The sequence below is a fragment of the Amycolatopsis sp. NPDC049688 genome, assembly GCF_040674975.1.
Classification (GTDB): Bacteria; Actinomycetota; Actinomycetes; order Mycobacteriales; family Pseudonocardiaceae; genus Amycolatopsis.
On the sequence record NZ_JBFANY010000007.1, the window covers coordinates 166,422 to 187,519 of the forward strand.

General features: G+C 71.8%; 17 protein-coding genes. 8 read left to right on the plus strand and 9 right to left on the minus strand.

All coding sequences use genetic code 11. The features are described 5' to 3' along the window. Positions 1 to 77: 77 nt before the first annotated feature. The 5 genes from AB0J55_RS24090 (at position 78) to AB0J55_RS24110 (ending at position 6,461) form a co-directional block, all read left to right on the plus strand. Positions 78 to 1,640 carry a DUF4139 domain-containing protein gene (locus AB0J55_RS24090; protein WP_364252404.1) on the plus strand — a complete coding sequence of 521 codons (1,563 nt, stop codon included), beginning with the start codon at positions 78 to 80 and terminating at the stop codon, positions 1,638 to 1,640. A gap of 199 nt (positions 1,641 to 1,839) precedes the next feature. Continuing rightward, on the plus strand, positions 1,840 to 2,523 hold the full coding sequence (locus AB0J55_RS24095) for a VWA domain-containing protein (RefSeq protein ID WP_364252407.1): 684 nt from the start codon (positions 1,840 to 1,842) through the stop codon (positions 2,521 to 2,523). Next, positions 2,523 to 3,581 carry a protein phosphatase 2C domain-containing protein gene (locus AB0J55_RS24100; RefSeq protein ID WP_364252410.1) on the plus strand — a complete coding sequence of 353 codons (1,059 nt, stop codon included), beginning with the start codon at positions 2,523 to 2,525 and terminating at the stop codon, positions 3,579 to 3,581. The genes AB0J55_RS24095 and AB0J55_RS24100 overlap by 1 nt, the downstream gene beginning before the upstream one ends. After that, positions 3,571 to 5,223, plus strand: a complete 1,653-nt coding sequence (locus AB0J55_RS24105; protein ID WP_364252413.1) for a hypothetical protein — start codon at positions 3,571 to 3,573, stop codon at positions 5,221 to 5,223. The genes AB0J55_RS24100 and AB0J55_RS24105 overlap by 11 nt, the downstream gene beginning before the upstream one ends. 23 nt (positions 5,224 to 5,246) lie before the next feature. Continuing rightward, positions 5,247 to 6,461 (plus strand): glycoside hydrolase family 3 N-terminal domain-containing protein, encoded by a 1,215-nt coding sequence (locus tag AB0J55_RS24110; protein ID WP_364252416.1) that lies wholly within the window; start codon positions 5,247 to 5,249, stop codon positions 6,459 to 6,461. A 100-nt stretch (positions 6,462 to 6,561) separates the two neighbouring features. Here the strand turns inward: AB0J55_RS24110 and AB0J55_RS24115 are convergent, their stop codons facing one another. The 3 genes from AB0J55_RS24115 to AB0J55_RS24125 all read right to left on the minus strand — a co-directional run bounded on the left by AB0J55_RS24115 (position 6,562) and on the right by AB0J55_RS24125 (position 8,951). Further along, complete coding sequence (locus AB0J55_RS24115) at positions 6,562 to 6,993, minus strand: CBS domain-containing protein (RefSeq protein ID WP_364252418.1); 432 nt, start codon at positions 6,991 to 6,993, stop codon at positions 6,562 to 6,564. Between the two features lie 102 nt (positions 6,994 to 7,095). Further along, complete coding sequence (locus AB0J55_RS24120) at positions 7,096 to 7,542, minus strand: hypothetical protein (RefSeq protein ID WP_364252421.1); 447 nt, start codon at positions 7,540 to 7,542, stop codon at positions 7,096 to 7,098. Further along, entirely contained in the window at positions 7,539 to 8,951 is a 1,413-nt protein-coding gene (locus AB0J55_RS24125; RefSeq protein WP_364252424.1) for a PLP-dependent aminotransferase family protein, read from the minus strand. The genes AB0J55_RS24120 and AB0J55_RS24125 overlap by 4 nt, the downstream gene beginning before the upstream one ends. 83 nt (positions 8,952 to 9,034) lie before the next feature. Between AB0J55_RS24125 and AB0J55_RS24130 the strand changes: the two genes are divergently transcribed. Continuing rightward, positions 9,035 to 9,604 (plus strand): TIGR03086 family metal-binding protein, encoded by a 570-nt coding sequence (locus tag AB0J55_RS24130; protein ID WP_364252427.1) that lies wholly within the window; start codon positions 9,035 to 9,037, stop codon positions 9,602 to 9,604. On the opposite strand, the gene AB0J55_RS24135 is transcribed toward AB0J55_RS24130, so the two are convergent. Next, positions 9,597 to 10,574, minus strand: a complete 978-nt coding sequence (locus tag AB0J55_RS24135; RefSeq protein ID WP_364252430.1) for a neutral zinc metallopeptidase — start codon at positions 10,572 to 10,574, stop codon at positions 9,597 to 9,599. The genes AB0J55_RS24130 and AB0J55_RS24135 overlap by 8 nt on opposite strands. A 113-nt stretch (positions 10,575 to 10,687) precedes the next feature. On the opposite strand from AB0J55_RS24135, the gene AB0J55_RS24140 reads away from it, so the two are divergent. Continuing rightward, entirely contained in the window at positions 10,688 to 12,700 is a 2,013-nt protein-coding gene (locus AB0J55_RS24140) for a prolyl oligopeptidase family serine peptidase (RefSeq protein ID WP_364252433.1), read from the plus strand. Here AB0J55_RS24140 and AB0J55_RS24145 read toward each other — a convergent pair. Further along, on the minus strand, positions 12,690 to 13,004 hold the full coding sequence (locus AB0J55_RS24145; protein ID WP_364252436.1) for a multidrug efflux SMR transporter: 315 nt from the start codon (positions 13,002 to 13,004) through the stop codon (positions 12,690 to 12,692). The genes AB0J55_RS24140 and AB0J55_RS24145 overlap by 11 nt on opposite strands. 67 nt (positions 13,005 to 13,071) lie before the next feature. On the opposite strand from AB0J55_RS24145, the gene AB0J55_RS24150 reads away from it, so the two are divergent. Then, the gene (locus AB0J55_RS24150; RefSeq protein WP_364252439.1) at positions 13,072 to 13,620 is read left to right on the plus strand and encodes a helix-turn-helix domain-containing protein; all 549 of its coding nucleotides are present in this window, start codon (positions 13,072 to 13,074) and stop codon (positions 13,618 to 13,620) included. 1 nt (position 13,621) lies between these two features. On the opposite strand, the gene AB0J55_RS24155 is transcribed toward AB0J55_RS24150, so the two are convergent. The 4 genes from AB0J55_RS24155 to AB0J55_RS24170 form a co-directional block, all read right to left on the minus strand. Then, positions 13,622 to 15,328 carry a hypothetical protein gene (locus AB0J55_RS24155; RefSeq protein WP_364252442.1) on the minus strand — a complete coding sequence of 569 codons (1,707 nt, stop codon included), beginning with the start codon at positions 15,326 to 15,328 and terminating at the stop codon, positions 13,622 to 13,624. 239 nt (positions 15,329 to 15,567) lie between these two features. Continuing rightward, positions 15,568 to 19,455, minus strand: a complete 3,888-nt coding sequence (locus tag AB0J55_RS24160; RefSeq protein ID WP_364252445.1) for a vitamin B12-dependent ribonucleotide reductase — start codon at positions 19,453 to 19,455, stop codon at positions 15,568 to 15,570. A gap of 30 nt (positions 19,456 to 19,485) precedes the next feature. After that, positions 19,486 to 19,980, minus strand: a complete 495-nt coding sequence (nrdR, locus tag AB0J55_RS24165) for a transcriptional regulator NrdR (RefSeq protein ID WP_033261941.1) — start codon at positions 19,978 to 19,980, stop codon at positions 19,486 to 19,488. Between the two features lie 530 nt (positions 19,981 to 20,510). Then, positions 20,511 to 20,978 carry a LysM peptidoglycan-binding domain-containing protein gene (locus tag AB0J55_RS24170; protein ID WP_364252450.1) on the minus strand — a complete coding sequence of 156 codons (468 nt, stop codon included), beginning with the start codon at positions 20,976 to 20,978 and terminating at the stop codon, positions 20,511 to 20,513. Between the last annotated feature and the right edge of the window lie 120 nt (positions 20,979 to 21,098).

Genomic DNA, 21,098 nt, shown 5'->3' on the forward strand with positions numbered 1-21,098 from the left:
CCCAAGCCGGGCGAAGCGGACGCCTGAAGACACTTCCGGTCCGCCCGCGGAGGTGTCAAGAGACTAACGTCGGAGGCATGCCGACCGTGGAAGCGCCGATCACCGCCGTCACCGTCTACCCGCAGCAGGCTCGGATCACCCGCCGGGGCAAGGCCCCGCTCGACGGCGGACCGCGCCTGACGTTCGCCGGGCTGCCGCCGGCGCTGGACCCGGCTTCGGTGCGCGTCACCGGCACCGGCCCGGCGCTGATCACCGGCGTCGACGTGCGCACCGAGTGGCACGCGGCCCCGGCCGACGCGGCCCTGGAGACGCTCGTCGAGCAACGGCGTGCCGACCAGGCCACGCTCGACGGCGTCCTGGACGACGAAGCGGCCGAGACGATGAAGGTGGATTTGCTGACTTCGCTCGCGAAGCGCAGCGGTGGCAGCTTCGCGAAGGCCCTCGCCGCCGGCACCGCCGAGCCTTCGCGCGTCGCCGAAGTCACCGACGCGCTGAGTGCGCGGCTGGCCGCCGCGTTGAAGGCGCGCCGCGTGCTGACCGAGCGGATCGCGCGGCTGCGCGAAGACCTCGCCGCGCTCGACCGGCGGATCGAGGCGCAGGGCGCGCAGTCCGGCCGGGACAGCACGTCGGTGATCGTGGAGCTGGAAATCGCGGAGCCGTCCGGGGAAGCCGAGCTGGAACTGTCCTATGTGGTCCCCGGCGCGAGCTGGGAGCCGGGCTACGACGTCCGGGTGCGCGGGACCGACGTCACGGTGGTGTCGTACGGGCTGGTGAGCCAGTACACGGGCGAGGACTGGCCGGAGTGCGAGCTGGCACTGTCGACGGCCCGGCCCGCGGTGTCGGTGGTGGTCCCGGAACTGCAGCCGTGGTACCTGGACCGCGTCCGCCCGGTGCCGGTGGCCCCCGCGGCGCCGGCCATGGCGTACGGCGCAGCAGGCGGCGGAATTCCGGAAGGGCTCCGAAGGGACTACGCGGCCTCGTCGGCGTCTTTGGCGCCGAAGCTGGCCGCGGTGGAGCAGGGCACGACGGCGGTCACGTACCGGCCTTCGCGGCCGGTGGCGGTGCCTTCCGGCGCGCAGGGGCACCGGACTACGTTGGCGCAGCTGGATCTCACGGCTTCGCTGGGATATGTCACGGCGCCGGTTCTGGCGGAGGAGGCTTACTTGCGGGCCACCGTCGTCAACACTTCGGAGCAGGCCCTGCGGCCCGGGCGGGCTTCGGTGTTCCACGACGCGGAGTTCGTCGGGACGACGATGCTGGAGCCGTGGGCGCCCGGGGAGGAACTCGAGCTGGCTCTCGGCGTCGACGACCGGATCCGCGTGGAGCGGGAACTGGTCCGCCGCACGGCTTCGAAGGCCACGCTGTCCGGCCAGAAGCGGCGCGAGGCCGAGTACCGGATTTCGGTCGGGAACCACGGGCCGCGTGCCGCTGTGGTGACGGTGCTGGACCAGGCCCCGGTTTCGCGGGACGACACGATCACGGTGCGGGACGTGAAGACATCACCGGAGCCGGTGGAGACATCAGAGCTGGGCGAGCTCACGTGGCGGCTGACGCTGGCGCCCGGGGAGACCGGCGTGGTGACGCTTTCGTATCGGGTGGATGTCGCGAAGGGCGTGGAATTGTCGGGCTGGCGGGAGTAGGCCGCTTCTTTCCCACATCGGAATAAGAAAGCTTCCGCAAAGCAGCATGGCGAGTGCGAAAACTTCGCACGCCGTAACAGCCCCCGGCCGTTGAGCGACCCTGGGTGCACAGGTCGCCGACCATCGGGAAAGAAGGGCCACCGGACCGGTCGTCGCCGATTTTTCCCTGCCACCACGATCGAAGAATCGCAGGTGAACCATGTCCGAATTCGCCCAGAGTGAGCGACACCCGGTTTTCCCGGTCTTCCTCGTCATCGACGTCTCGTACTCGATGGCAGGCGAACCGATCGACGCCGTCAACCGCGCCCTGCCGGAGCTGCGGGAGATGATCGAAGACGACCCGCAGGTCGGCGAAATCGCCCGGATCGGCATCATCACGTTCTCGGACACCGCGACCTCGGTCCTGCCGCTGTGCGACGTGAGCCAGAGCCAGATGCCGGTCCTGTCGCCGGAGTCGGGGACGAACTTCGCCGCGGCGTTCCGGCTCGCCAAGAAGCAGATCGAGGAAGAGATCCGGGGACTCGGCAAGGGAACGCGGTTCTACAAGCCGGTCGTCTTCTTCATGAGCGACGGCGAGCACATCGCGGACGAGGATTGGCACGGGCCGCTGCAGGAACTCGTGGACCGGAGCTGGCGGTTCAACCCGGAAATCGTCACGTTCGGTTTCGCCGATGCCCGCGAGGACACGCTCGGCACCATCGCGACCCGGTTCGCGTTCGTCGCGAAGCAGGGCAAGCCCTCCCTACAGGTCAAGGAGATCATGTCCGCGCTCACCGCGAGCATCCGGACGACCTCGCGCTCGTTCGGCGAGCCCCAGGGCGGTGGCCTCCAGGTCGACGTCGACACCAGCAAGTTCACCGTCCTGCCGGTGCAGGCGGTCTGATGGCCCTGTCGCGCGGACGCCACCGGGCCGACCGGGCACAGCCGCGTACCACCACGGTGCCCGGCTGCCTCCCCGCACCGGTCGCCGGTCCCGGCTGCACACCACCCGTTCCCGCAGCGCAGCAGGCAGAACCCGGGACGCGGCCGGCGGTCGAGGACGCCTTCGAAGTCGAGGACGCGCCGTTCGACGCGCCCACCATCGGCGCCGTCGAACGGCGGCCCGGCGCCGCCCGGCTTCCGTCCGCAGCCGGCTGGTCCAGCGCCGGGATCGCCCTCGACGCGGGGCGGGCCGGGCCGTACTGGGTCAGCGCGGGGAGTCTCGTCGGCCGCGGGCACGCCTGGGCCGGCCACACCCGCCAGGACTCCTACGCGCTCGCGTTCTCGGAAGACGGGGGCTCGGTGGTCCTGGCCGTCGCGGACGGCCTCGGGTCGCGGTCGCGGTCCCAGCTCGGAGCGCGTCACCTGGCTGCCGCGGTGGCCCGCGAATTCGTCGCCGCCGAGCGGGAATCGGCCGTGACGGACGACGAAGCGCTGCTGCTGGAAGCGATCTCCCGGGCGCAGAACGAACTGGCGGAGGTCTGGGCGCCGGCCTACGGCGTGCCGGACACCCGCGCGCTGGCCTGCACGCTCGCCGTCGTCGTGCTCCCCGTCGACCTCGCCGGCCGCCCGGTGCTGGCGGCCCGCATCGGCGATTCGACGGTCTTCACCGCGACCGACGCCGAGCCGGAGCCGTTCGCCGAGGTGTTCCCGCTCGGCGACGGCCCCATCAACATGGTCTCCGCCAGTCTTCCCGCCGCCGGTTTCCGCGAGGACATCGAGATCCGCCGCCTCGATCCGGCCGGCTTCAGCAAGCTGGTCCTGTGCACCGACGGCGTCGCCGACGACGTCTACGAGTCCCCCGGGGTACGGGCGTGGCTGGCCCGGCGCTGGCAGCGTCCCTGCACCGAACGCTGGATGCTGGAGAGCCTCGGCTACGCGCGCGCAGGGTCGCAGGACGACCGCACCGCCGTCGTGGTGTGGCTGCCGGACGCCGGAGAGGGGGCCGTCGGTGCGGATTGACTGCCGGAACGGCTCCTACGAGTTCGAAGACGACGAGTTCGCCCGGGGTGGGGCGGCCCGGTTGTTCCGCGGCACCGGCCGCCACCGCGGCCTGGTCTACAAGAAGTACCTCGAGCCGATCGACGACGACGAGGCCGCCTCGAAGGTGCACCGGCTCGTCGGCATCGGCCGGAAGGTGTTCGCCGGAGGCCCGGTCGTGCTCGGGGGCACGCCGGAGTCCTCCGTGTGCTGGCCCACCGACGTCGAATGCGACCGATCGGGCGCCGTCATCGGCGTCGTGATGCCGGTCATCCCGGACGAGTTCTTCCGCAAGCCGGGCAAGGCGCGAACGCTGTCCTACCTCATCCTGGCGCGAACGGATCCGCCCGACTCCTCGGTCCGGGTGTCGGTGCTCATCCGGGTGGCGGAGATCTTCGCCTGGCTGGCAGCCAACAACCTGGCGCACGGTGATTTCTCGGACGCGAACATCGTCTGGCGGTCCGGGCCCCAGCCCGGCGCGGTCCTGATCGACGCCGACGGGCTGCAGCCGGCGGATCGCATCGCGGACAAGGGGATGAAGACCCCGCATTGGATCGATCCCCGGGTGGTTGCGGGAATCCTGCCGGCCCACGACCAGCTCAGCGACTGGTACGCCCTCGCGCTCGCGATGTACCGGGGCCTGCTGCTGGTTCCGGGCAACCTGGACCGGCAACCCGACGGCTCGTGGCCGAAGCCGTCGCACATCCCGGCGAACTTCCCGCAGGCCCTGCGGCACCTGTTCGACCGGACGCTGGGTGCGCCGCTGGACGAACCCGGGCGCGCGGCCCCGGCGGAATGGGTGACCGCCCTGCGCGGGGCCTATCTCGTGAGCGACAGCAGGTTCGACAGCGTGGCCCTCACCGCGCTCGACCGCGCGGCGGACGGCCAGCGGCCGCCCCCGCCGACCGTTCGGTTCCAGCCACTCCCCCCGGCGTTCCCGCAGCAACCCCGGGTACCCCCGCCGCCTCCGCACCGGCCGCCGGTGGCCCCGTTCGCGCCACCGCCGGGGCTACCGATGCCCCCGCCCGTCACTCGGCCGGCCAGCCGTTCCGGAGTTGTCGCCAAGGTGTCGGCCGGCGTGGCCGTCGTCGTGGCGCTCGTCATCGGGCTGAACGCGATGGCGAAGACCGGCACGACCACGCCACCCGGAGGCGGTGGCGGTGTTCTCAGTCCCGCCTCGCCCGAGCAGGTCACCTCGTCGGCGCCGGGCACCCCGGTATCCGGCACCCCGGTCGATTCCCCGAGCACCGATCCGGGCCTCGCGCTCCAGCAACAAGCCGAATCGGACGCGGCCGACGTCGAAGCGCTCGCCGGCCGCTGGGTTCCCCAGCTGTCGTCCAAAGCGGTCGGTACGCGGGACAACGGCACGGTGTACGACAACGCCTCGATCCTCGAGCACTACCGCACGCTGAAGAACACCTATCCCGGCGTTCTGCTGCTGCGCTCCGACTCCTTCTCCACGTTCAAGCGGAAGGGGTTCTGGGTCGTCGTGGTGCCCGAGCCCGCGGGCACCGGCCCGGCCGCCAACAGCTGGTGCGACGGCCACGGCATCGACGCGGACAACTGTTTCGCCAAGCTGCTGTCCCACACCGCCGGGCCGGAAGGCGCGACCCTCAACCGCTGATCCGTGCAGCAAGGAGTGATCCGATGCGGTCCCGGTCGTTCGCCGTGCTGGTCTTCGTCGCAGGCGTCGCCGCGCTGGTGGTCGCGCGTCCCGCGAACCACGGCCAGGACCCGCCTGCCCGCTCCGGGGCCCCCGCCGCGACGGCGCCGGCCGCGCCCGCCCAGCGGCCGCCCTGGCACCACGAACTGCCCGGCGGGAACGCGGAATCCTGCGCTTCGGCGGCCGCGCGAACGCTCGATCCGCCCACCCTGGCTTGGCAGTTGTTCCTGATCGGAACGCCGGCGGGGGTGCCGCAGCCCGCCGCGCCCGGCGCGGGCGGCTTCCTGCTGACGGGCCGGAGTTCGGCCGGGGTCGACGCCATCGCGCGGTCGACCGCCGCCCTGTCCGGCGGCAGCCCCGCCCACATCAGGCCGCTCGTGGCGGTCGACCAGGAAGGCGGCTCGGTGCAGGCGTTGCGCGGCCCCGGTTTCAGCCGCATTCCGCCCGCCACGGTCCAGGGTGGCTGGCCGGCCGACGGCCTTCGGGCCGCCGCACGGCGCTGGGGCACCGAACTCGCGCGAGCCGGGGTTTCGCTGGACCTCGGCCCGGTCGTCGACGTCGTGCCGGCCGGCCGCGCGCAGGCCAACGCGCCGATCGGTGCCCTGAACCGGCAGCTCGGCAGTGACGTCCCGACGGTCGTGGCCGCCGCGAAGTCGATCACTTCGGGTCTGCGGGACGCCGGGATCGGTGTGGTGTACAAGCACTTCCCCGGGTTGGGGACGGTTTCGGCCAACACCGACTTCCGGCCGGGCGTGGTGGACCCCGGCACCGGGGCCGACAGCCCTTCGGTGGACGTGTACCGGCAGGCCCTGCCCGCGAGCGGTGCCTCGGTGATGGTTTCCACGGCCGTGTACAGCCGGCTCGACCGGCAGCAGCCCGCGGCTTTCTCGGCGACGGTCGTCGGCCGCCTGCTCCGCTCCGAAATCGCGTTCGGCGGCGTCGTGCTCTCCGACGACCTGGCCAACGCGGATCAGGTGCGCAGCGTGCCGGCGCCGGACCGGGCGATGCGATTCCTGTCCGCCGGCGGCGACCTCGTCATCGCCGCCGACCCGCGGATCGGAAAGGCGATGTACCAGCAGGTCGCCGCGGCGGCGGCGAAGGATCCGCGGTTCGCCGCCCAGGTTCGCACGAGCGCGCTGCGCGTGCTGGCTCTCAAGGCTTCGCTCGGTCTGGTCGATTGCCGGGCCTTTGCCGGCTGAACCGGGACCGGTTCGCCGCTTCTTCGCCGGAGGTGGTGTCCACTCTGTCCACCGGGGCCCGGGTGGCGGCACCGTCGCCGGCGCCGCTCCCGCCCGGGCGCTAACCCTGCGAAATGTAGGCCTGCAGCTGTTCCTGGCTCTGCTCCAGCTGTTCCATCCGGTTCTTCACGACGTCCCCGATGGACACGATCCCCGCGAGGCGCCCGTTCTCCAGCACCGGGACGTGCCGGATGCGGCGCTCGGTCATCAGGACCGACAGCTGGTCCACCGAGTCGTCCGGGGTGCAGCTCGCCACCAGTTTCGTCATGATCTCCGACACCGGGCCGTCGAGCAGGCCCGGGCCGTGCTCGTGGAGGCGGCGCACCACGTCGCGTTCCGAGACTATTCCCGCGATCGAGCCGTCCGGGGCGACCACCACCATCGCGCCGACGTTGTGTTCGGCCAGGCCGGCCAGCAGCGTGGTCACCGTCGTCTCCGGGGTGACCGTCGCGACCGCCGACCCCTTCTTGCGCAGCAGATCCGCAATCCGCATGGCGATCCTTCCCGTCGGTGAGCTGGATCACCACAGGTTAGGGCCCGGCGGCGCCCCGCGAAAGTCCGGCAAACGGGGCGTCTTCGTGGTATGGGAACCGATTCAGCCGAGCCGTTCGGCCAGGCCGTCCAGCGCCAGCCGGATGCCGGCCGCGTAGTCGTCGTCCGCGAGGGCGTCCAGGCGCGCCCGGGCCAGTGCCAGCTGTTCGCGCGCCGCGGGCAGGTCGCCGAGCTTGCGGTAGTCCTCGCCGAGGTTGAGGTGCAGCGACGGGTAGAACCCGCGCACGGCCAGGGACGAGTGGTACTCCCGGGCCCGCGAGTCGGTCAGCGAATCGGCCGCGGCCAGGGCCCGCAGGTCCCACTCGAGCTCCTCGGCCGGGTCGTCGCAGACGTCGGCCATGTGGTGGGCCAGCGCGACGCGGTGCAGCGGGTCGCCGTCTTCGCCGATCGACTCCCACAGCTGCGCGAAGGTCGCGTACGCGCCGGCGCGGTCGCCGCCGATGTGCTGCCGCAGACCGGCGTCGATCGCCACCATCACGTCGTCGGTCATGCCGCTCCCCCGTCCGCCAGCGCCCGCAGCCGGGCCAGTCCCGGCTCGATCCGCTCGGCCGCGACCGCACCGTAACCGAAGACGAGCCCGTGCCGCCGCTCCCCCACCCCGAAGTCCCCCAGCGAGTACAGCCGGACACCCCGGCGGCGTGCCGCGCGGACCAGCGGCCCGCAGTCCGCAGTGGCGACCGCGCTCAGGTGCAGGCCCGCGGACGACGGCAACGGCGTCAGGAAATCCGCGAACGAAGCCAGCGAGCGGGACAGCAGTTCGTGCCGCGCGCGGTAGACCTTCCGCATCCTTCGGACGTGCCGGGCGAAGCCGCCCTCGGCCATGAACGCCGCCAGCGCCGCCTGTTCGACGTTCGGCGCGTGCCAGTCGGTGAGGTAGCGGGCCTTGACCAGGGCGGGCACCAGCGACGGCGGCGCGATCAGGAAACCCAGCCGCAGCGCCGGCGAAAGCACCTTGGAGAACGAGCCGACGTACACGACGCGGCCCCGGGAATCCAGGCTGTGCAACGGTTCCAGGGGCCGGCCGGTGTAGCGGAACTCGCTGTCGTAGTCGTCCTCGACCAGCACCGCGTCGGTGCGCTCGGCCCAGTCCAGCAGTTCCAGGCGGCGGTCCAGCGACATCGACAGGCCGAGCGGGTACTGGTGCGACGGCGTCACGTACACCAGCCGCGTCCCCGCCGGAATGGCCTCCACGACGATCCCGGACGCGTCCACCGGCACCGGCGCGACGCGGATGCCGCGGGCGCCGAGGACCAGCCGCGGCGGCGGGTAGCCGGGGTCTTCGACGGCGGCGAGGTCGCCGGGCCGCAACAGCACCCGCGCGACGAGGTCGGTCGTCTGCTGGGCGCCGGCGGTCACGACGACCTGCGCCGCGCTCGCCCGGACGTCCCGCGAGACGCCCACGTGCCGGGCGATCTCGGCGCGCAGCGCGGCGTGGCCCTGCGGGTCGCCGTAGGTCATCAGGTCGGCCTGGCCCGCGCGCAGCCGCTGGGTGATCAGCCGCCGCCAGGTGTCGAACGGGAACAGCGAAAGGTCCGGGACACCCGGCCGGAAGTCGAACTCCGGCGCCGGAGCGAAGGGGGCGGGCGGTGACGGCACGGCGTCCCACTCCGGAAGCGGCCGCACGCCCGGAACGTCCAGGACCGGCGAAGGACGCTCGGCCGGCGAAGCCGTGACGTACGTGCCCGCGCCGACGCGCCCGGTGAGGAACCCCTCGGCGGTGAGCCGGTCGTAGGCCGCGCTGACGGTCGTGCGGGAGACCGCCAGCCGCTGCGCGAGCTCGCGGGTCGGCGGCAGCGCCTCGCCGGGCCGGATCCGGCCGGCCAGGATGGCCGCGCGCAGCTGCCGGTAGATCGCGTCTCGGTGGCCGCGCCTGCCGGTCAGGTCGATGTGGACCTCCACCGGCCCGAGTCTAGATTGGCCCACGAAGGTTGCGGCGGATTTGGCACTGTTCGTGGTCCGCTTCGCGGCTTAGCGTGCCGGACATGGATCTCCGCGAACTCGACCGCCGCACCCTGCTCGTCCTCGACGAGCTCGTCGCCGCCGTGACCCCCGCCGACCTCGCCCGCCCCACGCCGTGCACCGGCTGGACCGTGGCCGACCTGCTCCGCCACCAGGTCGGCGAGAACCACGCGTTCGCGACGGCGGCCCGCGAAGGCTCGGCGCCGGACTGGGACGCCGGCACCCTCGGCGACGACGCCTGCGCCGCGTACCGGGCGTCCGTCGAGGACTTCCTGGACGCCTTCGCCGGCGACGCCGTGCTGGAGCGGCAGCTGACCATCAACCACTTCGGCACGTTCCCCGGCTCGATCGCCGCGCACATGCACCTGGTCGACACCGTCGCGCACGGCTGGGACCTGGCCCGTGCGCTCGGCCTGCCCTACGAGCCGGACGCCGAAGCCGTGTACGTCGCCACCAAGCTGGCCGAGCGGATCCCGGACGAAGGCCGGGAGAAGAACGGCTCGTTCGCCCACAGCGTCGAAGTCCCGAAGGACGCGAGCGCCCTCGACCGGTTCCTCGCCCTGCTCGGCCGCGACCCGGCGTGGGTCAGCTGACCTCGTCGACGGGGGCGCTCCACGTGTCGCACGCCTTCGTGGCCTTGCCGTCGTAGCCGGCCTTCGCCCAGGACAGCTGGTGCTCGCGCGAACCGTGGGTGTCGCTGTTGTCGGCGCGCCCGTAGTCGGCGACGGCCGCGTTCGCCAGCGACCGGCTGATCGAACCCGAACCGGCGACGGCCGCCAGGAACAGCGCGCCGAAGCAGTTGGCCTGCAGCTCGATCCGGCGGACGACCTCCTTGTCGGCCGTGCTGTTCTCGTCCGGCGAGGTCATCTTGTCCGCCGCCGCGGACAGGATGCCGCTCTCGCGCTGCACGTGATGGCCGTATTCGTGGGCGATCGTCGCGATGTGCCGGGCCTTGTTGAGGCCGGCGTCCGAGAGCATCCAGTCGGTCGGGGCGTAGATCGTCGTGTCGCCGCCGCAGTAGTAGGCGACGGCTTCGTTCTCCGTGGGCGCTTCGCCGCACGCGCTGTGCTCCGGCAGCGTCACCGACACAGTGGCCGGCAACGTCGGTTCGTTCGCCTTCGCCAGCGCCGGGCGCCACGCCTGTTCCAGGCAGCCGACCAGCGTGCGGTAGTACGTCTTGAGCTGCTCGGGCGCCCGGCCGAGCTCGGGCAGGGTGCAGGTGGCGGGCCCGGGGCCGATGCCGTCGCCGAGCAGCGGGTTGCGCGCGGTTTCCGGCACGGCCTTCGGCGGCTTGCCGGTGTCGCCGTACGCCCGGCCGGTGTCGGCGCCCTCCGCGGCGAAGGCGCGCCCGTCGACCCGGCGCGGGATGGTCGCGGCGATCAGCGAGAAGGCCAGCACGGCGATCATCACCCCGCCGACCGCGCCCCAGAGCCGGCTGCGCGGCGGGGCGATCGGGACGGGCGGCGCGGCGGCCCAGCCGGGCGTCCACGGGCTCGGCTCCGGCACCCACGCGGGTGCCGGCGGCCGGGCCGTCCCCGGCCACGGCGGTTCGGCGTCGTTCACAGTCTCCCCCTGCTCGGTGGCACCAGCATACGGACCGCCCGGGAGGCCGGGATCACGAAACGAAAACGCCACCGGGTGGCCGCGGAGCCCTTCGCCGGGCGAGACTGAGCGGCATGAGTGTCGAGGATCCCTACCTGTGGCTGGAAGACGTGACCGGCGAGGACGCGCTGGACTGGGTGCGCGCCCGCAACGACGAGACGCTGGACGAGCTGACGACCGGGGCGCGCTTCGCCGAGCTTCGTGACGAGCTGCGCGAGGTCCTCGACGCCGACGACCGGATCCCGTACGTGCGCCGCCGCGGGGAGTTCTTCTACAACTTCTGGCAGGACGCGAGCCACCCGCGCGGCCTGTGGCGGCGGACGACGCCGGAGTCCTACCGGCAGGCCGAGCCCGAGTGGGAGCTGCTGCTCGACGTCGACGCGCTGGCCGAGGCCGAGGGCGAGAACTGGGTCTGGCAGGGCGCCACCGTGCTGCGCCCGGACTACCGGCGCGGCCTGGTCGAGCTGTCCCGCGGCGGCGCGGACGCCACCGTGGTCCGCGAGTTCGACCTCGACGCGCACGAGTTCGTCGAAGACGGCTTCACCGTGCCGGAGGCGAAGACGCGGATCGGCTGGATCGACGAAGACCGCGTCTACATCGGAACGGACTTCGGGCCGGGTTCGCTGACCAGCTCCGGGTACCCGCGGCTGGCCAAGGAGTGGCGCCGCGGCACGCCGCTGTCGGAAGCCGTCACGGTCTTCGAAGGCAAGCCCGACGACGTCTCGATCGGCGCGTCCCACGACCCGACCGAGGGGTTCGAGCGCGACTTCGTCAGCCGCGCGATCGACTTCTACCGCTCGGAACTGCACCTGAAGACGGCGAGCGGGCTGGTCAAGATCGACGTCCCGGACGACGCGAGCGCGTCCGTGCACCGCGAATGGCTGCTGGTGCGGCCGCGGACGGCGTGGGCGGTCGGCGGCACCGAACACCCGGCGGGCTCGCTGATCGCCATCGGGTTCGACGCCTTCCTGGCCGGCGACCGGGATTTCACGACGCTGTTCACGCCCGACGAGCACACTTCGCTGAGCTACTGGGCCTGGACCCGCCACCACCTGCTGCTCGGCACGCTGCGCGACGTCCGCACCGAGCTGCGCACGCTGACCCCGGGCCCGGACGGCTGGCAGGAGGCGCCGCTGGCGGGCGGGCCGGAGTTCGGCAGCGCGGACATCTTCGACACCGACCCCGACGTCAGCGACGAGTACCTGATCGACTCCAGCGGCTTCCTGCAGCCGTCGACGTTGAGCATCGGGCACGTCGGCGAAGAGGTCGAAGTGCTGAAGCAGGCTCCGGCGTTCTTCGACGCTTCGGGCATGAGCGTCGCGCAGTACTTCGCGACGTCGGAGGACGGCACGAAGATCCCGTACTTCGTCGTCCGGCCGTCCGGCGCCGAGGGCGGCCCGACGCTGCTGACCGGCTACGGCGGCTTCGAGATCTCGCTGACGCCGTCCTACAGCGGGATGATCGGCCGCGGGTGGCTGGCCCGCGGCGGCACGTACGTCGTGGCGAACATCCGCGGCGGCGGCGAGTACGGGCCCGGCTGGCACACGCAGGCGATCAAGGCCGAGCGCCACCGCGTGTACGAGGACTTCGCCGCGGTGGCCGCGGACCTGGTCGAGCGCGGCATCACGACGCCGGAAAAGCTCGGCATCCAGGGCGGCAGCAACGGCGGGCTGCTGATGGGCGTCATGCTGACGCGCTACCCGGAGCGGTTCGGCGCGATCGTCAGCCAGGTGCCCCTGCTGGACATGCGCCGCTACCACCTGCTGCTGGCCGGGGCGTCCTGGATGGCCGAGTACGGCGACCCCGACGACCCCGCGGAATGGGACTACATCTCGAAGTACTCGCCATACCAGAACGTCCACAGTGGACGAGAGTACCCGCCGTCGCTGTTCGTGACGTCGACGCGCGACGACCGCGTGCACCCCGCCCACGCCCGCAAGATGGTGGCGCGGATGAGCGAGCAGGGGCACGACGTCCGCTACCACGAGAACATCGAAGGCGGCCACGGTGCCGCCGCGGACAACGAGCAGCTGGCGTTCAAGTGGGCGCTGGTCTTCGAGTTCCTGTGGGAGCAGCTCACGAAGTGACCCGCGCGAGCACGACGCCGCCGACGATCAGGGCCAGCGCGGCCGCCCGGCCGACGCTCAGCGGGTCCTTGTTCACGACGACGCCGAGCACGATCGCGCCGACGGCACCGATCCCGGTGAACACCGCGTAGGCGGTGCCCACCGGGACGGTGTCCATCGCGCGCGACAGCAGGTACACCGCGGCGGCACCGAGCACGAAGCACAGCAGCGTCGGCCAGGGCCGCGTGAAGTTCTCCGTCGGTTTGATGCTCTGCGACCAGGCGATTTCGACGAGCCCGGCGACGATCAGCGTAATCCAGCCCATGGGGGCCTCCTCCCGGTTACCTCCCGCTCAACTGGACACCGCGTCCACTTATTCCTAGGGTGGCCCCATGCCCGAACGCGCCGACGCGGCCCGCAACCGCGCGAAGATCCTCGCCGCGGCCGAGGAGCTGTTCACCGCCCGTGGCGCGGCGGAGGTGACGATGGAGGACATCGCGCGGGCGGCCGGCGTCGGCCGCGGGACGCTGTACCGCCGTTACCCGGACCGGGCGGCCATCGCGGTCGCCCTGCTGGACGAGCACGAGCGCCGGCTGCAGGAGGTGCTCCTGCGCGGCGACCCGCCCCTGGGCCCCGGCGCCCCGCCGGCGGAGCGCCTGGCCGCGTTTTACACGGCGATGGTGGACCTGCTGGAGCGGCACGCGCCCCTGGTGCTGGGCGCGGAGGTCGGGCATTCCCGGTTCACGACCGGCGCGTACGGGTTCTGGCGGACCCACGTCCGGGTCCTGGCGGAGGCGGCCGGCGCGGCCGACCCCGACGTCCTGGCGGACGTGCTGCTGGCTCCGCTGGCGCCGGAGCTGTTCCTGCACCAGACGTCCCGGGGGGTGCCGCCGGCGCGGATCGCCGCGACCCTGCGGCACCTGGCGGCGCGGCTGCTGTGACTCAGTTGCCGAACGACGCCGCGATCGGGTCGGGGTCGAAGCGGAGACGGCTGCGGCCGAACGCGTGCAGGAGGTTGTCCCGGAACCGCTCGAAGGTCAGCGGAGCCCGGACCGAATCGAGCATCTCGCGGATTTCCGGGCGGGTGAGGGCCCGCTGCGCGGCCGCGATGGACTCCGACCAGACGAGTTCGTGCCCGGCGGCCGAGAGCTGCGCCGCCGTGCCGGCGCCGGCGTCCGCGATGACCCAGGCGACCGACAGCTCCTTCTGGTGGCCCGCCGGCCGGCCGGGCACCACGTCGCTGTGCGCGGCCAGCGGGCTCGCCAGCCCGAGGTCGTCGATCACGGTCTCGGTGCGCGGCAGCAGGAGCCCGGGGAAGCCGAGCGCGCCCGGCGTGTCGATCACCGTGCGGGTCCCCGGGTAGACGACCCACTCGAAGTTCACCTTCACCGCGACGACCGGGCCGGTGTGCCCGGCACGGGCGGCGGCGAGTTCCGGCAGGTACCCGATCAGGCCCGCGGCGTCGTCGGCGGTGATCGGGTGCTCCTTGTGCGTGGAGTCGACCCAGAACACGCGGGCGTCGCTGATGCCGTGCGCGCCGATCTTGTGCTGCTCGGCCGAAACCGGCCGCAGGCCGACGGCGCTGGTGACGGCCCAGGCGGCGACGGCCAGCACGAGCGGCGTGGTCCACCGGGTCAGCGGGACGACCATCACCGGCAGGAGCAGGCAGGTGAGCACCGGCAGGAACATCCGGGCGTGCATGTAGTCCCCGCCGACCCGGGTGACGTACAGCCCGAGCACCAGCCCGGCGACCGCCGGCGCGAGCACGACCACGAGCTTCGCCCGGTCCCGCAGCACCAGGACGGCGACGGCGAGCAGGAGCACGACCGGGACCAGCAGCCAGTACGCGCCGGCGAACTCGGCGAGGTAGAACCACCCGCGGTCCCAGCGGGCCTGCGTCGCCTCCTTGGCCAGGGCGGTGTTGGGCGTGATGAGCCCGTAGTAGCCCATCCGGAACACCTGGTAGGCCACGGGCAGCAGGCCGGCGAGGGCGAGCCAGCCGGCGCTGCGACGCCACCCCGGCCGGACGACGGCGAGCAGCGCGGCGAACGTGACCGCGGAGACGAGCGCGAATTCGGGGCGCACCAGCGGGCCGCAGCCGATCAGCAGCAGGGTCGGCCAGACCCGGACCGGGCCGGCGGTCGCGTGCCGGACGAGCTGCCACCACAGGAGGGACAGCCAGAGCGTGACGAGCCCGGTCTCCAGGCCCGACGTGGCGTAGTCCCAGAAGGGCGGCAGCCCGAGGACGACCAGGCCACCGGCCGGCACGATCCGCCGTCCGGGGAACAGCCGCCGGGCGCCGTCGAGCCCGAAGAAGAGCCCCCCGACCGCGCACAGCAGCCCGAGCACGACGGTCACCCACTCCAGCCGCAGCCACGGCTGCAGCCCCCCGAGGGCGACGACGTAGGTCCACAGCGTGCTCGTGTTGGTTTCGACGCGTTCACCGGCGTTGAACACCGGCCCGTTGCCGTCGAGGAGGTTGTGGACGGTGCGGAGGACGATCAGGCCGTCGTCGCAGACCCAGCGGCGCTGCCACGCGAGAACGGCGAAAACCGCGATGACGACCGCGATCAGCCACCGGTTTCCCCGGCTCCGGCCGGTGGGTCTTGCCGTTTCCGGAATCGTTTCGTCGACGACGAGCGAAGTCATCGCGGGTCCCTCCCCGGTTCCACACGAAAGTGCGCAGCGCGGGGAATCGCCGGTCAATCCCCCGGCGAGCACGATAGCCGGGGCCGGGAAAGGGAAGGCTGGCGGGGCCGAGTCTCACCGGCAAACGCGATCGACTCGGCTTTCCAATAAAGAAAGCGTGGCTCTCACTGCGGTCCGATACGGTTTTCGTAGTGCGACCGCCACCGGCCGGGGTGGGGCCACCCCGGCCGGTGCGCGGGTCAGCTACAACCCGACGTCGCGCCGCAGCCCTCGCAGGCGTAGCACGAGCCCGCCGGGCGCATCTTCGTGCCGCACGTCATGCACAGCGGGGCGTCCGCCGCCTTGCCGAGGCGGAGCTCCATCAGCTCCGTCGTCGTCTGCGCTTCGCGGTGCGGGTGGGCCGCTTCCTCCGCGTGCGGCTCCGGGGAAGCGTCCACTGTGGACTGCAGGGCTTCCAGGTCGACGCCCGGGTTGCCGTACGCCGCCTCCACCTCCGCCGAGCGCTCGTCCGCCGAGAGGATGCCCAGCTGGGAACGCTTCTCGTACGGCAGGTAGTCCAGGGCCAGCCGGCGGAACAGGTAGTCCATCACGCTCGTCGCGATGCGGATGTCCGGGTCGTCGGTCATGCCCGCCGGCTCGAAGCGCAGGTTGCTGAACTTCGAGACGTAGAACTCGAGCGGGATGCCGTGCTGGAGGCCGACCGAGATCGACATCGAGAACGCGTCCATCACGCCCGCCAGGGTCGAGCCCTGCTTGCCGAGCTTGACGAAGATCTCGCCGAGGCCGTCATCCGGGTACGAGCCCGCCGTCAGGTAGCCCTCCGCGCCGCCGACGGTGAACGACACCGTCTGGCTCGGGCGCTTCTTCGGCAGCCGCTTGCGCACCGGGCGGTACTCGACGACCTTCTCGGGCTCGGCGGACGCGGTCTCCGAAGTCTTCTTCGCCGTCGACAGCGGCTGGCCGACCTTGCAGTTGTCGCGGTAGATGGCGAGCGCCTTCAGGCCGAGCTTCCAGCCCTGGAAGTAGATCTCCTCGACCTCTTCGACCGTCGCCGACTCCGGCATGTTGACCGTCTTGGAGATCGCGCCGGACAGGAACGGCTGCACCGCGGCCATCATCCGGACGTGCCCCATCGGCGCGATCGACCGCTCGCCGACCGCGCAGTCGAACACCTCGTAGTGCTCGGGGCGCAGGCCCGGCGCGTCGACGACGTGACCGTGCTGCGCCACGTACTCCACGATCGCCTCGACCTGCTCGTCCAGGTAACCCAGCGCCGTCAGCGCGCGCGGCACCGTCTGGTTGACGATCTGCATCGAACCGCCGCCGACCAGCTTCTTGAACTTGACCAGCGAGAAGTCCGGCTCGATGCCGGTCGTGTCGCAGTCCATCATGAAGCCGATGGTGCCGGTCGGCGCGAGCACCGACGCCTGCGCGTTGCGCCAGCCGTGCTTCGTCCCAATTTCGATGCCCTTCTGCCACTCCGCGGTCGCCAGCGCACGGACGGCGGCGTCGTTCGAGTGGTAGGTGCGGACGAGCTCGTTCGCCGCCGCGTGCTTGCGCATCACGCGCTGATGCGCTTCGGCGTTGCGCGCGTAGCCCTCGTACGCGCCGACGACCTGGGCCATCTCCGCCGAACGCCGGTACGACACGCCCGTCATCAGCGACGTGATCGCCGCCGCGAGCGCGCGGCCGCCGTCGGAGTCATAGGCGTGGCCCAGCGCCATCAGCAGCGCGCCGAGGTTGGCGTACCCGATGCCGAGCTGGCGGAACTTGCGCGTGGTGTCGGCGATCGGCTCGGTCGGGAAGTCGGCGAAGCAGATCGAGACGTCCATCGCGGTGATGACGAACTCGACGGCGCGCGCGAACAGCGGCGCGTCGAACGTGCCCTCGGGCGTGACGAACTTGAGCAGGTTCAGCGACGCCAGGTTGCAGCTGGAGTTGTCCAGGTGCATGTACTCGCTGCACGGGTTCGACGCGGTGATCCGGCCCGACTCGGGGCAGGTGTGCCAGTCGTTGATCGTGCCGTCGTACTGGATGCCGGGGTCGGCGCACTCCCACGCGGCCTGGGCGACGCTGCGGAACAGCTTCTTCGCGTCGGTCCGGTCGATGACCTCGCCGGTGAGCCGGGCGCGCAGGCCGAAGTCGGTGCCGTTCTCGACCGCCTGCATGAACTCGTCGGACACGCGGACCGAGTTGTTCGCGTTCTGGTACTGCACGGAAGAGATGTCCGCGCCGGAGAGGTCCATGTCGAACCCGGCGTCGCGGAGGACCTTGATCTTCTCCTCTTCGCGCGCCTTCGTCTGGACGAACTCCTCGATGTCCGGGTGGTCGATGTCGAGCACGACCATCTTCGCCGCGCGCCGGGTGGCGCCGCCGGACTTGATGGTGCCCGCGGACGCGTCGGCGCCGCGCATGAACGAGACCGGGCCGGAGGCGGTGCCGCCGGAGGTGAGCAATTCCTTCGAGGAGCGGATGCGGGAGAGGTTGAGGCCGGCGCCGGAGCCGCCCTTGAAGATCAGGCCCTCCTCGCGGTACCAGTTGAGGATCGACTCCATCGTGTCGTCGACGGCGAGGATGAAACAGTTGTGGACCCGGAGGTTCCCGGACAGGTACTCCCCGGATTCCGTCTGGATGTCATAGACCGGCATCTCGCCACGGCTTTCGATCGAAGCGATCTCCAGCCGCTTCGTCTCGCGGGCGGACAGGCCGGGCTTTTCGAAGGACGCCTCCAGCTTCGCGGTCTTGACCGGATCGAGGAAACCGATCTCGTCGGCGAAGATCCGCCGGTCGCCGGCGCTCTGGATCCGGATGCTCCAGAGGTCGTGCCGGTCCGGCCGGCTCTCCTTCTTGCGGCCCACCCGGGCGAAGACACCGAACCGGGCCAAGAGCTGCTGGACCCCGCGGATCAGCTCCTCGCTGATCATGTCCACGGCGACCAGAGTGGACCGTTCGCGCGCGGAGACATAGCCCTCGGCCTGGAAGATACTCCGCAGATAAGCGGCCACGACCGGCAGCGGGGCCGTGTACAGCTGCTCCGGCACCACCATTTCGGTACCGCGAGCGCGCAGCCCCCAGCCGTCGACGAAGTTCTCGAGAACGTTGCCGTAGAGCCGCGTGCGGCGGCAGTCGAGCGTCTCGTCCTGGGTCTCGACGGCACGCTCGTGGCGGTGGACGTCCGGGAAGACGCGGTCGAGCGCGTCACGCACCCAGGACAGCTCGGCGTCGTTCACGGTCATCGCTTCGATGGTGAGCGAGCGGTTCGTCCCCTGGTACTGGCCGACGAAGCCGTCCGACTGCAGCCAGCCTGCGAGGGCGGCTTCGGCGATGTCGGTCTCCCGGATCTCTTCCTCGCCGAACGCGCTGCGACGGTGCCATTCGAGCGTGTCGCCGATGCGCAGCTCTCCGGCAGGCACGAACTTCCCGCTCACCGAGCCGGCCTTCCACACGAGGTGATCGGCCGTGACGTCGAGGACGTGCCCGGATTTCGTGGTGACCCGCAGGACTTCCTTGATCCCGTTCGCCTTCGTGGCGACGACCTTGGTCAACCCGTGCGCGTCGTAGACCTTGGCACCCACGGCGTCCAGCTCGACGAAACGGCCGATCGGCACGGCTCCCCCGGGGGTGCTCACCAGGGCGTCGTACGGCTGGCAGGCACTGACCTGCTGCTTCGACGGCGTGCCGACGTTGAACCAGACCGGGGAGTTGAAGCTGAAGACCTGGTGCAGCAGCATCCAGGTGAGTTCGTGCTCGAAGATCTCGAGGTCCTGCGGCGTGGCGAAGTAGCCGTGGTCGCGCGCGGCCTTGACGTAGGTGTGGACGACGCGGTCGATGAGCTGCTTGAGGCTGCGCTCGCGCTGCGGGCTGCCCACGGCGCCGCGGAAGTACTTGCTGGTGACGATGTTGGTGGCGTTGACCGACCAGAAGTCCGGGAACTCCACGCCGCGCTGCTCGAAGTTGACCGAGCCGTCGCGCCAGTTGGTCATGACGACGTCCCGCTGCTCCCAGGTGACCTGGTCGTACGGGTGCTCGCCCTCGGTGGTGAAGACGCGCTGCACGCTCAGCCCGCCGGCGGCCTTGCTCTTCTTGCCGGCGGCCGCGCGGGCCCCCGTTCCCACGGTTTCCGTCATCGGTTGAACCCTCTCCCGCAGCGGGACGGCTCAGTCGCCGTCTTCGCGCTGATCGCTGTCCTTCTCGGCAGCAGCACCCGCCATGGCCTCACGGAGGTCGGCGATCTCCTTCTCGAAGTCCTCGACCGACGAGAAGGAGCGGTAGACGCTGGCGAACCGGAGGTAGGCGACCCCGTCGAGCTCACGCAGCGGGCCCAGGATGGCCAGGCCGACCTCGTGACTCGGGATCTCCGCCAGCCCGGCGGAGCGGATCGACTCCTCCACGCGCTGCGCGAGCTGCTGCAGCGCGTCGTCGTCGACCGGCCTGCCCTGGCAGGCGCGGCGGACGCCGCTCACCACCTTGTCCCGGCTGAACTGTTCGGTGACCCCGGAGCGCTTGACGACGGCGAGCACCATCGTCTCCGAAGTCGTGAACCGCCGTCCGCACGACGCGCACGAGCGCCGCCGCCGGATCGCCTGGCCTTCATCCACCTCTCGGGAGTCGACGACCCGAGAGTCCGCATGCCGGCAGAACGGGCACCTCATCCGCCGATCACCTTCCCCTCCGCGCCGGCCGCCCCGGTCGACGTCCCGCGGCCACCACGCACCCCTGCACCTGGTGATCGATCTGTGGACATCCGGTGGGTAAACGCCGACCAGCTGTGGACAACTACTGTCCAGCCTACCCCAACCTGTGGACCAACTACAGCGGTGTAACTACTACATATAGCGGGCGAGCGTAGAACTCGGCGGAGGTGTGCGCAAGCGGCGCGGCGGGTCCCGCCTCTCCCGGGTGAGGACGGCAGGGCCGGCTCGGCGGTGCCGGCTCGGCGGGGTCGGAAGCGCCGCGGGGCACTCGCCCTGGTCGGGGCCGGGTTGGGCTGTTCGGGTGGCGCCGGGCGGCGCCGCGGATCGGCCGGGCGGCCGGTTCCGGCAGACGGAGGTTTCACCGGCGCGGGTGACGCGATGGCGGGTGTTCGCGCCACTCGACGGCCCACCGGAAGCAGGGCCCGGCGCCGGGTTCGATCGATCGCCCCTCGGGAGCACCGGCGTCTCCGCCTCGGTCCCGCCGGGACTCATGGCGCCGGAACGCCGGCGACCGGGACCGTCAGCGGCAGGCCGGGCACCAGCACGGCGTCGTCCAGCCGGTTCAGCTCCTTGATCCGGGCCACGACCGCGGCTGGGTCGCTGTCCGGGGCGAACCTCGCCGCCAGCGCCGAGAGCGTGTCGCCCTGGCCCACCGACACCGTCGCCGTCTCCGCCGGGACCGGGGCGTCCGCCGTCGTGCCGCCGCCGAGCAGCCCCAGTCCCGTGACCACCAGGCAGCTCGCCACCGCCAGCGCCGCCAGCCACGGCCAGCGCACCGGCACCCGGCGCGGCGCCGCGCACGGCGCGCCGGCCGGGCGGCGGCCCGCGACGACCCGGGCGCGCGTCGGCGGGCGCTTCACCTCTCCGCGGAGCCCGCGCAGCACGCGCACGGGACGAAGGGGCGCCGGGACCGGGGTCGCCGGGCGAGCGTGCCCGCGTTCGGCCAGAATGGACATCCGAACCTCCTCGAAACCCTGGTGTCCGCCTGATTCCCGGACCGGGAGCGGCCCGTGGATCAAGGTCGAACAGGCGTTCTATCGAACGCCCGTGCGAAGGTCTACCACCTGCCACCGACA

Excerpts from the sequence above, each read along its gene's own strand:
- AB0J55_RS24090 (WP_364252404.1), top strand. The coding sequence starts at position 78 with ATGCCGACCGTGGAAGCGCCGATCACCGCCGTCACCGTCTACCCGCAG.
- AB0J55_RS24095 (WP_364252407.1), top strand. The coding sequence starts at position 1,840 with ATGTCCGAATTCGCCCAGAGTGAGCGACACCCGGTTTTCCCGGTCTTC.
- AB0J55_RS24100 (WP_364252410.1), top strand. The coding sequence starts at position 2,523 with ATGGCCCTGTCGCGCGGACGCCACCGGGCCGACCGGGCACAGCCGCGT.
- AB0J55_RS24110 (WP_364252416.1), top strand. The coding sequence starts at position 5,247 with ATGCGGTCCCGGTCGTTCGCCGTGCTGGTCTTCGTCGCAGGCGTCGCC.
- AB0J55_RS24115 (WP_364252418.1), bottom strand. The coding sequence starts at position 6,993 with ATGCGGATTGCGGATCTGCTGCGCAAGAAGGGGTCGGCGGTCGCGACG.
- AB0J55_RS24120 (WP_364252421.1), bottom strand. The coding sequence starts at position 7,542 with ATGACCGACGACGTGATGGTGGCGATCGACGCCGGTCTGCGGCAGCAC.
- AB0J55_RS24130 (WP_364252427.1), top strand. The coding sequence starts at position 9,035 with ATGGATCTCCGCGAACTCGACCGCCGCACCCTGCTCGTCCTCGACGAG.
- AB0J55_RS24140 (WP_364252433.1), top strand. The coding sequence starts at position 10,688 with ATGAGTGTCGAGGATCCCTACCTGTGGCTGGAAGACGTGACCGGCGAG.
- AB0J55_RS24145 (WP_364252436.1), bottom strand. The coding sequence starts at position 13,004 with ATGGGCTGGATTACGCTGATCGTCGCCGGGCTCGTCGAAATCGCCTGG.
- AB0J55_RS24150 (WP_364252439.1), top strand. The coding sequence starts at position 13,072 with ATGCCCGAACGCGCCGACGCGGCCCGCAACCGCGCGAAGATCCTCGCC.
- AB0J55_RS24155 (WP_364252442.1), bottom strand. The coding sequence starts at position 15,328 with ATGACTTCGCTCGTCGTCGACGAAACGATTCCGGAAACGGCAAGACCC.
- AB0J55_RS24160 (WP_364252445.1), bottom strand. The coding sequence starts at position 19,455 with ATGACGGAAACCGTGGGAACGGGGGCCCGCGCGGCCGCCGGCAAGAAG.
- nrdR (WP_033261941.1), bottom strand. The coding sequence starts at position 19,980 with ATGAGGTGCCCGTTCTGCCGGCATGCGGACTCTCGGGTCGTCGACTCC.
- AB0J55_RS24170 (WP_364252450.1), bottom strand. The coding sequence starts at position 20,978 with ATGTCCATTCTGGCCGAACGCGGGCACGCTCGCCCGGCGACCCCGGTC.